Source organism: Mycobacterium sp. (assembly GCF_035314665.1).
Taxonomy (GTDB): Bacteria; Actinomycetota; Actinomycetes; order Mycobacteriales; family Mycobacteriaceae; genus Mycobacterium.
In genome coordinates this window covers 1-8,543 of sequence record NZ_DATFZD010000281.1, presented here as the reverse complement: position 1 = coordinate 8,543, position 8,543 = coordinate 1, and the positions used below count along the sequence as shown (strand labels likewise).

The 8,543-nt window shown below is 62.9% G+C and carries 6 protein-coding genes and 2 pseudogenes; 5 read left to right on the top strand and 3 right to left on the bottom strand.

Going from position 1 to position 8,543, the window contains the following annotated elements; all coding sequences use genetic code 11:
* Nucleotides 1–143: WS/DGAT domain-containing protein (locus VKI00_RS19925; RefSeq protein WP_324440441.1), on the top strand; the 143-nt coding region annotated here is incomplete at its 5' end.
* Nucleotides 144–231: 88 nt separating this feature from the next.
* Here the strand turns inward: VKI00_RS19925 and VKI00_RS19920 are convergent.
* Together VKI00_RS19920 and VKI00_RS19915 are read right to left on the bottom strand one after the other, a co-directional pair.
* Nucleotides 232–462 (bottom strand): DUF167 domain-containing protein, encoded by a 231-nt coding sequence (locus VKI00_RS19920; protein ID WP_324440439.1) that lies wholly within the window; start codon nucleotides 460–462, stop codon nucleotides 232–234.
* A gap of 62 nt (nucleotides 463–524) precedes the next feature.
* Nucleotides 525–1,448: an NADP-dependent oxidoreductase gene (locus tag VKI00_RS19915; RefSeq protein WP_324440436.1), complete on the bottom strand. Its 924-nt coding sequence runs from the start codon at nucleotides 1,446–1,448 to the stop codon at nucleotides 525–527.
* 262 nt (nucleotides 1,449–1,710) lie between these two features.
* On the opposite strand from VKI00_RS19915, the gene VKI00_RS19910 reads away from it, so the two are divergent.
* The 3 genes and pseudogenes from VKI00_RS19910 to VKI00_RS19900 all read left to right on the top strand — a co-directional run bounded on the left by VKI00_RS19910 (nucleotide 1,711) and on the right by VKI00_RS19900 (nucleotide 7,081).
* Nucleotides 1,711–1,890 carry a hypothetical protein gene (locus tag VKI00_RS19910; RefSeq protein WP_324440434.1) on the top strand — a complete coding sequence of 60 codons (180 nt, stop codon included), beginning with the start codon at nucleotides 1,711–1,713 and terminating at the stop codon, nucleotides 1,888–1,890.
* Nucleotides 1,891–2,102: 212 nt separating this feature from the next.
* Nucleotides 2,103–3,181, top strand: a pseudogene (locus VKI00_RS19905) (HNH endonuclease).
* 798 nt (nucleotides 3,182–3,979) lie between these two features.
* A pseudogene (locus VKI00_RS19900) lies at nucleotides 3,980–7,081 on the top strand (DUF3427 domain-containing protein).
* A gap of 626 nt (nucleotides 7,082–7,707) precedes the next feature.
* On the opposite strand, the gene VKI00_RS19895 reads toward VKI00_RS19900, so the two are convergent.
* Nucleotides 7,708–8,100 carry a hypothetical protein gene (locus VKI00_RS19895; protein WP_324440432.1) on the bottom strand — a complete coding sequence of 131 codons (393 nt, stop codon included), beginning with the start codon at nucleotides 8,098–8,100 and terminating at the stop codon, nucleotides 7,708–7,710.
* A gap of 201 nt (nucleotides 8,101–8,301) precedes the next feature.
* On the opposite strand from VKI00_RS19895, the gene VKI00_RS19890 reads away from it, so the two are divergent.
* Nucleotides 8,302–8,543 (top strand): wax ester/triacylglycerol synthase domain-containing protein (locus VKI00_RS19890; RefSeq protein WP_324440430.1); only part of this gene is annotated, 242 nt, incomplete at its 3' end.

Here is an 8,543-nt window from a genome sequence, read left to right as displayed (position 1 = left end):
CGGCGGTGAATGTCACGCTGCTCACCTACGTCGACACCTGTGCGCTGGGAATTAACGTCGACGCGGGCGCGATTCCGGACTTCGACGTGTTCCACGACTGCCTCGTCGACGGGTTCGACGAGGTGCTGGCGCTCGCAGATTAGACGGTCACCAGCGGGACGTCGATGGCTCTCTGCCGGCTGGCCGCTCGCGCACCGAATTAGCCGCTCATCCTCGACAGCGGATGTCTGCTCAACAGCTCACGCGGAAACGTTTGAGCCGCGACGCCGCTCCGGATGCCAATTCGACTTGGCTTCTTGGCAATTGAAGGTGGGCTGCCAGTAGCCGGGTGACCGCGTCGTTGGCCTTGCCGTCAACCGCTGGCTCGCGGACGTAGATTGTCAGCTCACCGTTGGGACCGACCTCGACAAGGGGTCCCTTGCGACTGCCGGGCTTGACCCTGACGACGACGGAGTCGGTCATGCCGCGTCAGGCTACCGTCCGGACTCGTGCGCTGCGTAAGTGCGGCATGGCGATCGGCAGTACTACGGCCGCAGGACGATCTTGCCCCTGGTGTGGCGCCGTTCCAGGGTGCGGTAGGCGCGCTGAACCTCGTCGAGCGGAATAGCTTCGGCGATCGGCACTTCCAATTGGCCGGCGGCGATCAGTGCGGCGAGCTCGGCCAGCACCGCGGCGTCGGCGGCGTCCTGATTGCCGACGAACATGACCCCAAATCGCTCCAGCGCCGGAAAGTCGATGACCGTGTCGATGCGCTGCGGTGCGATGCTCAGCTCGGTCACGGCTAATTCGACGTAGCCGCCGCCAAAGAAGTCCAACAACGCGTCGACCCGGCCGTCAGGTGTCGCCGCCCGCAGCCTGCCCGCGAGGCCATCGCCGTAATTGACGGGGATCACGCCGTGCGCAGCCAGCCAGTCGTCGTTGGACGGGCCGGCGATGCCGAGCACGGTCGCGCCGGTGCGTTTGGCCAGCTGCACGGCTATCGTGCCCACCCCGCCGGCGGCGCCGGCGATGGCGACGGTGTCACCCGACGTCAGTTCGACCGAGCGGACCGCGGCGTATGCCGTGGTGCCGGCGACGAACAGGCCCCCTGCGGCTTCCCATGACACTGCCGGCGGCTTGGGCGTGAGCTGATCGGCGGGCACCACCACGAATTCGGCGTGGCTGGCTCGGTCGTCCGTGAAACCCAGCACCTCGTCGCCCACTGAGAAGGCATCGACGCCGGCGCCGACCTCGGCGACGACACCGGCGAGATCACTGCCCTGCCCGGACGGAAATGTCGCTGGGAAGATCTCGTCGAAGACACCCTGGCGAATCATCGCTTCGCCCGGATTGACGCCAGCTGCCTTCACCTCGACCAGCACTTCACCGGTGCCAGGTTGCGGGCGGGGAACCTCGCGTACATCGAGGACGTCGATGCCGCCGTAGCGATCGAATCGCACTGCTTTCATGAGCTGTTCGTCCTTATCTCCGTTTTTGGATCATGGGAGCTGGGGCTTATCGGCACCTAACTAACCTAACGAGAACGTGGCGGTCGTCCGTCCTAGAAATTCGGGTATTCGGCGCCCGTTACTCGTTGCCTCGGTGTCCCGTCGTCAGGTGATCCCGCCCTTCCCAATGAATCGGAGACAGAGATGAACGAATCACCACGCCGCTCCCGGGTCCAGTGGTCGACTCTGGCCCATCACTTGTGCGGGCCACCAGATTAGGGCCGTGGGTCCACGGGTCGACGCCGTCCAGCCAGAGCCGCATGGCGAATCCTCCCGTCTCCGCGCGCTTGCGTTGCGCGGCATCGAGGATGCCATCGAGGGTGACGCCATGTTCAGCGGCGATCGCCGTGAGGACTTCGAGGATGTCGGCGGCCTCTTCGATGAACGGCGTCCGTGGTCCTAGCAGCGATGAGTTCGTCGACCTCTTCGCGCAGCTTGTCGTTGAGCGCAGTCCGGTATACGCCCGCGGCCAACGTCGTCACGTGGGGCGTGCGGCCAGAGGCTCGAATGACGTCGGGAATCTTGTCCCGAACGAGTTTGCCCACGCTGTCCCTCTCCCCGGCAATAATGCGGTGGTGCAGTTCTACCCCGCCAGGCTGACATCGAGGGTGCGCCGTGGCCGGTGACGCGGCCGACCCGCTTTTGCTTGGGCAACGTGTGGTCGCGGTCCTCGAGACCGGCCTACGCACCTTGCGACTTACAAGCTCGCCACGTTGATGGCATTGATCGAACACTGCATCGAGAACATGCCCGAGCGGCCCGGCGATGTGCTGCGGGTGCCGATTCCCGATCTGGCGCATCGGGTGCTGGAGATCTACTGGCGCCAGGTGCGCCCATTCGACGGCCACGAATTGCGCCAGTCCACCCAGCCGCGCGCACGAATCCTGATCGCCACGAACGCATTACGTGAGGCGGCCGGGGTCACACACACCGGTGTGTCGGTGGACATCGCTAGGTTGCGCGCGCCTACCGCATACCGAAGCGCCATCGACGAGATCACGCTGTGCCTCGCGCAGCAGCCGTTGCATCGGCTGCAGAAACTGCCGGGCTCGTCGACGAGTGATCCTTTTCTGTACGAGGACTCGTTTCTGCACGACCATGTGTCGCGGTCGACGCTGCGCGCGTATGGCGACGCCATCGAACTCAGACCCGGCGTTGCATATAGCCTTGCCCGGCTCGCAGGACTGCTCAAGCCGGCGTTGGAGATCATGTGGGTCGACGACGTCCGCCGGATGAACAAGTTCCTCGACTCCGAGGTTCCCGACGTCGCGGGCCACCTGTTCGGTCGTGAGCGCACCGACCTCGGCGCCGTCCGCGAGCCGTTCAAGGATGCGTTCGGCCCGCACTGCTTCTACTGCGGGACGCACCTGCCGGTGAACAATCCGGTCGATCACGTGCTGCCGTGGTCCGTGGTGGGTATCGACGGGCTGGCCAATCTGGTGCTGGCGTGCGCCCGCTGTAACGGCGACAAGAGTGGTGCGCTGCCGGCGGTGTCGATTGTCGACCGGGTGCTGGAGCGCGACCGAGACATACTGGAGCAGATCGCATCCGAGATTCAGTGGCCGACGCAGCATGATCGAGTCGTGGCAGCTGCGCTCGGCATTTACCGCGTGCAGCCTGCAGGCGTGCCGACGTGGTCAGCATACAAGCAGACCGAGCGGCTGGACATCAGCTTCCCGCTGTCATGGACGTGAATCATGTTGAGCGTGAACGCAGTTCAGCGCGAAATCAGCTCTAGAACTATAGGCCGAGTCGAACGGACGAGGACGTCTGGGAACTAACGTCAGGCGGAAGTCTTCGGCCGCCGACCCGGTGTCGGGCACCGGCGCGTCGGCCATCATTCCGCCTGTGATTGAGTAACTTACGCCACGTGTGGTTGACAGTTTTTGTGAATCAACCAGCCGCGCGACGCAATTCACAGCTAGTCGCCAATGAGGCTGGAATTTAAGTCATTTACGCTGCCGCGCTATGGACAACAGAAGAAGGTGAACACCCCTCGCGCTCATTCCTCATCTTCTTCATTGCACTACACGCCAAGCAATGATGGCGGGCATCTGAAGTACGGCCGCCGCCACTATCGGAAGTACCCTCCGGGCTATACCATCCCACCCAATCGTCACCTTCCCACTTCAGCTGTCTGTCATCGCCGAGTTCGGCCGCCGGACTACCGAGCGAGGCGAGCCCGGCCTCGACAACGCCGGCCGGGGCTAGGAGTTCTTCGACGCCTGAGGTTTTCGGGTCGACGCGCTCGAGGATGGCGACCAATTGCACGTCAGCATGTTGCACGTCCCGCTTGGCCCTTGGCAACGCGGAACAGCAAACTCACAGCGGGACGTCTAGTAATTACCTTTGTACCAATGACTGATAGGAAAATGGAGCAATGACCCCAAATCGAGTGCGCGGTCGACCGCGCAGCCAGGAACACCGCGAAGCTGATCGGTTAGAGCGGGTATTGCCCAGCATTGTCGCTGCGATCCGCTAACGTCCGCTTCGTGCATAGGGGGATATACGAGTCGCTGCTGACGGATCAGCTCAATCAGTAGCTCCAACAACGGAACGACCTGCAGGCCGAGTACGGCACTGTCGACGAGGCCGAGCAGGCGCTGACGATCGCGCGCCATCTCGGGCCGATCATCGAACATGCAATGCGTGGCGTCGGCACCGCTGAGGACCGCGTAGAACTCGTCCGGCGGATTCTCGAGGTCCTGCCTGACGCTCACGCTGTCGGCGAGGCGCTATACCAGGTCGAACCAGGCAAGATCACCCGGCTCGACGAGGTGGCGAGCGCGGGCGGCCTTGTTAAGCCTCGTCTCCTACGACCCGCCACTCCGTTCTCGGACGCCGCGCTCATGACAAACGCACGCAACGAACCGACGCTGGCCGCCGAGCTTCGCGCCGAGCTAGTGAGCGCCGACCAGGTCGACCTGCTGTGTGCTTTCGTCAAGTGGCAGGGCCTGCGACTCCTCGAGGGCCAGCTCAACGAACTGCGTCGGCGGGGTATCCCGCTGCGTGTCATCACAACGACGTACCTCGGCGCCACGGATGCTCGCGCTCTAGATGCTTTAGTCAACGAGTTCGGGGCCGAAGTTCGCGTCAATTACGAAATCGACCGCACCCGCCTGCACGCCAAAGCTTGGCTGCTGCGGCGTGACACCGGATTCCACACCGCGTACGTGGGGTCCAGCAATCTGTCCCATGCCGCGCTTGTGGATGGGTTGGAATGGAACGTTCGACTGTCAGCAATGTCGACACCGCACCTCCTCGAGAAGTTTCGGGCCACCTTCGACTCCTATTGGGAAAACAGGGAATTCGAGTTGTACAGGCCATCGGAGGACGGCGACCGCTTGCGAGCGGCACTCGAGACCGCATCGGGAAATCGAGCGCGTGATGGGATCACCGTCACCTTGTCTGGCCTCGAGGTTCACCCCAAGCCGTTCCAAGCCGAAATACTCGAAGAACTTGACGCAGAGCGCACGATTCACGACCGCCATCGCAACCTGATGGTCGCGGCGACCGGCACCGGGAAGACCGTCATCGCAGCCTTGGACTACCGCCGCCTCACCCGCGACACCCTCGGCCATGACCTCACACTGCTATTCGTAGCCCACCGCAAGGAGATCCTCCTGCAAGCGCGACGAATGTATCAAGAAGTCCTCACTGATCCCACCTTCGGCGAGCTGCTCGTCGACGGACAGGAACCGGCCAACTGGCGCCACGTGTTCGCCAGCATTCAATCTCTCTCGCAAGCAAGGCTTTCCGGCATCGAACCGGATCACTTTGACGTTGTGGTGGTCGACGAATTCCACCACGCCGAAGCCGCGTCTTATCGACGGTTGCTTGACCACGTGCGTCCAATCGAACTGTTAGGACTTACCGCTACCCCCGAGCGCGCCGACGGCGTCGACGTCCGCGACTTTTTCGGTGGCCGCGTTGCCGCCGAGCTACGGTTATGGGAAGCACTGGAGCAGAACCTGCTGTGCCCGTTCCATTACTTCGGCATCCACGACGGAACAGATCTTGAGGCCGTTCAGTGGAGGCGTGGCGGCTATGATCTGGCAGCTCTAAGCGGCGTCTACACCGGGAACGATGCCCGCACCCGCATCGTGCTGAAGGAGCTCGGCGATAAGGTGGCCGACGTTGCGGCCATGCGTGCGCTAGGTTTCTGCGTCAGCGTTGAGCACGCCCGCTATATGGCGCAGCAATTCGGCGAAGCCGGTATTCCTGCCCGCGCGGTGTCCGCCGAGACTTCAGCGGCCGACCGTCGCGACGCACTTACCGCGCTGCGCAACCGCGAGATCAACATCCTCTTCGCGGTCGACCTCTTTAACGAAGGCCTCGACATTCCCGACGTCGACACCGTCCTATTCTTGCGCCCCACGGAGAGCGCGACCGTCTTCCTGCAGCAGCTGGGTCGCGGCCTGCGGCTTACCAGAGGTAAGACCGTACTGACCGCGCTGGACTTTGTTGGGCACCAACGCCGTGAGTTCCGGTTTGATCAACGTTTTCGAGCGATGACTGGGCTTGGCGGCAGGGCGCTGCAGCATCAGGTCGAGGAGGGCTTCCCGTTCCTTCCGTCGGGCAGTCAGATCGTGCTCGACCCAGTCGCGCGGGATCTCGTATTAGAGAACATCCGACAGCAGGTCGCTCCGAGATGGGCCGCGCTGGTGTCCGAGGTGCGTGCACATCCGGACAATCGGCTGGCGTCCTACCTCGACGCGTCCGGACGTGGTCTCGAGGACGTGCTGAAGAGCAATCGATCGTGGACGTCGCTGTGTCGCGATGCCGGCAAGCTCGATTCGGAACCCGGTCAGCGCGAGGCCGATCTCGTCAAACGTGTTCGCGCGGTCGCCCACGTCGACGACCGTCGACGGTGGACGGCCTACCGGTCGATCCTCGACGGCACCGTTGACATGGACAGTCCCATCGAGCGACGCCTTGCTGAGATGCTGTTCTATTCGTTGAACCCGAATGGCGGCGGATTCGACAGTGCTGCAGCAGGACTCGATGCGCTTCAAGGCGAAGCGGTCGTCGACGAGCTGCGCGAAGTGATCGACATCGCATTCGACAATGCCCGCCGCAGCACCTACCAGTTGGGAAGCCTCGTCCCCGAGGTCGCCCAGGTGCCGCTCGAGGTTCATGCAAGTTATTCCCGCGAGGAAATCCTTGCGGCGCTCGGTTTTGCATCCCTCCGCCGCACACCCAGCACCATGCGAGAGGGAGTCGCGTGGTGTGAATCAGTCAACGCCGATGCTTTCTTGATCACGTTGAAGAAGTCCGACCGCGACTACTCGCCAACGACGATGTACCGCGACTTCGCGTTGAGCCCGTGCCTTTTTCACTGGGAATCGCAGTCCACCACGTCGTCGACTTCACCGACTGGGCAGCGATACATCCATCATCGGGAACGGGGTTCCCACATCCTGCTTTTCGTGCGGCAAGCGAAGACCAACGCTCTTGGCACGTCGCCATACGTGTTTCTGGGTCCGGCTGATTACGTCTCGCACGAAGGGGACCGGCCGATGGCGATCACCTGGCGGCTGCGTCAGCCGATGCCGACTGAGGTGTACCAAGCGTCCACGGTGGCCGTGGCATAGCCTAGGCACGCGCCCTATGCCGCCCACGTCAAATGATGGATGCGCATCGCTTCTGTCAGGTCCGGATCGTGCTCTGTAATAACCTGTGGCTCTGAATAATTCGTGATCTCTGGAGGAGATGGGGTCGATGCTGAGCGCTCGTAAATCGCCCAGAGTGTGAGTTGATCACCGCGACGCGAATCGAACTGTATGCCCGTGGTGGGCTCGCCATCGGGGGTGGTGAGGGTTGTAGACCCACGCCGATATAGCCTGTGTGAGACGTCGATGCTTACTGTCGCGGATCGCGGCAGCATCAAGATCCGGGAGTCCGCATTCCTTTGCCGTAGGCAGGAATTGCAGCCTCAGCGTTGGCAGAGTCTCGTAGTGTCCGATGAGAACAAACCAGCCAGACAATTCCGCCGAGCAGATCAAGCGAGACTCACACCACGCCCGTGGGAGCTCCCTGCACGGACCGTGGGATAGAGATCGTCGGCATCGTCAAAGCGACCGTGTTCATCGCCGAACTCCCACGGAGTCCAATGCCAGGGATCGGGCTTATAGCCCACCCGGTAGACCGGTAGGGCATCGACACGGGAGCAGTGCACCGGCCCAAAGACGGTCTCGATTCGAATCGGTTCGGCTGGCATTCAGCCGACGGCGGAGAACTGGCGCGCCGCGGCAAGAACCAAGGCACCGTCCGTTTCGAAGTCGCCGTCCCGCAACACCCGCGCGGGCGATCGGTCCTCGAGGATTGGGTTGAGACCCTGGAACCACGCTTGGGCGACTTCCTTACGATCCCGGTCGGTGATCATCCGCGCCGCACGGTAGGCCAACCGAAGCCGTTCCACATCAGCAGCGTTGGCGATCTCGCGGCTGCCCTCTGCCCACTGGCGCACAGCGCGGGTTTCCTTGACTTTGCCCAGGTAGGCAACGAGTTTCGCCCCCAGGAGTTCTCGCAACGCGGTTACCAGCTCGGGGGTCGACATGGTCACTGCTTCCCGGTACGCGATCAGATCGGGCCGTGCGGATGTCACCGTCATGTCAGCCACCTACTCCACAATAGACATCAACCCAAAACACAGGCTCATACCATATTAAATCACAGGTCTATCGCATACTAGATCACAGTCTTAAAACCGGCGACGGTTCACATCGGCCCCGGGCCGCCATTTCGGCGCGGGCTGTGGCGCGGCAGCGCTACGGTTGTCCCAATCACGTTGGAGAGGTCGGGGCCTGAGCCGATGGACCTGCTGGAGCCGTTGGACGTGGCGATGATGACGGGCGAGCTGCTGTCCGACCCGATGCACGTCGCCGCGCTGCTGATCCTGTCGCCCCCCGCCGACGCGGGCCCGGGGTATGTCGACGAGCTGTACCGCGATGCGCTGACAAGCACCGCTGAGCTTGATCCGCGATTTCGCCGGCACCCGCACGTCGGCGTCGACACCGCAGGCGTCTGGGTGTGGCGCAGCGACGACAATATCGA

Bases quoted from the DNA above. Each gene is read 5' to 3' on its own strand.
- VKI00_RS19895 (WP_324440432.1), bottom strand. From the start codon at position 8,100: ATGACGGTGACATCCGCACGGCCCGATCTGATCGCGTACCGGGAAGCA.
- VKI00_RS19920 (WP_324440439.1), bottom strand. From the start codon at position 462: ATGACCGACTCCGTCGTCGTCAGGGTCAAGCCCGGCAGTCGCAAGGGA.
- VKI00_RS19915 (WP_324440436.1), bottom strand. From the start codon at position 1,448: ATGAAAGCAGTGCGATTCGATCGCTACGGCGGCATCGACGTCCTCGAT.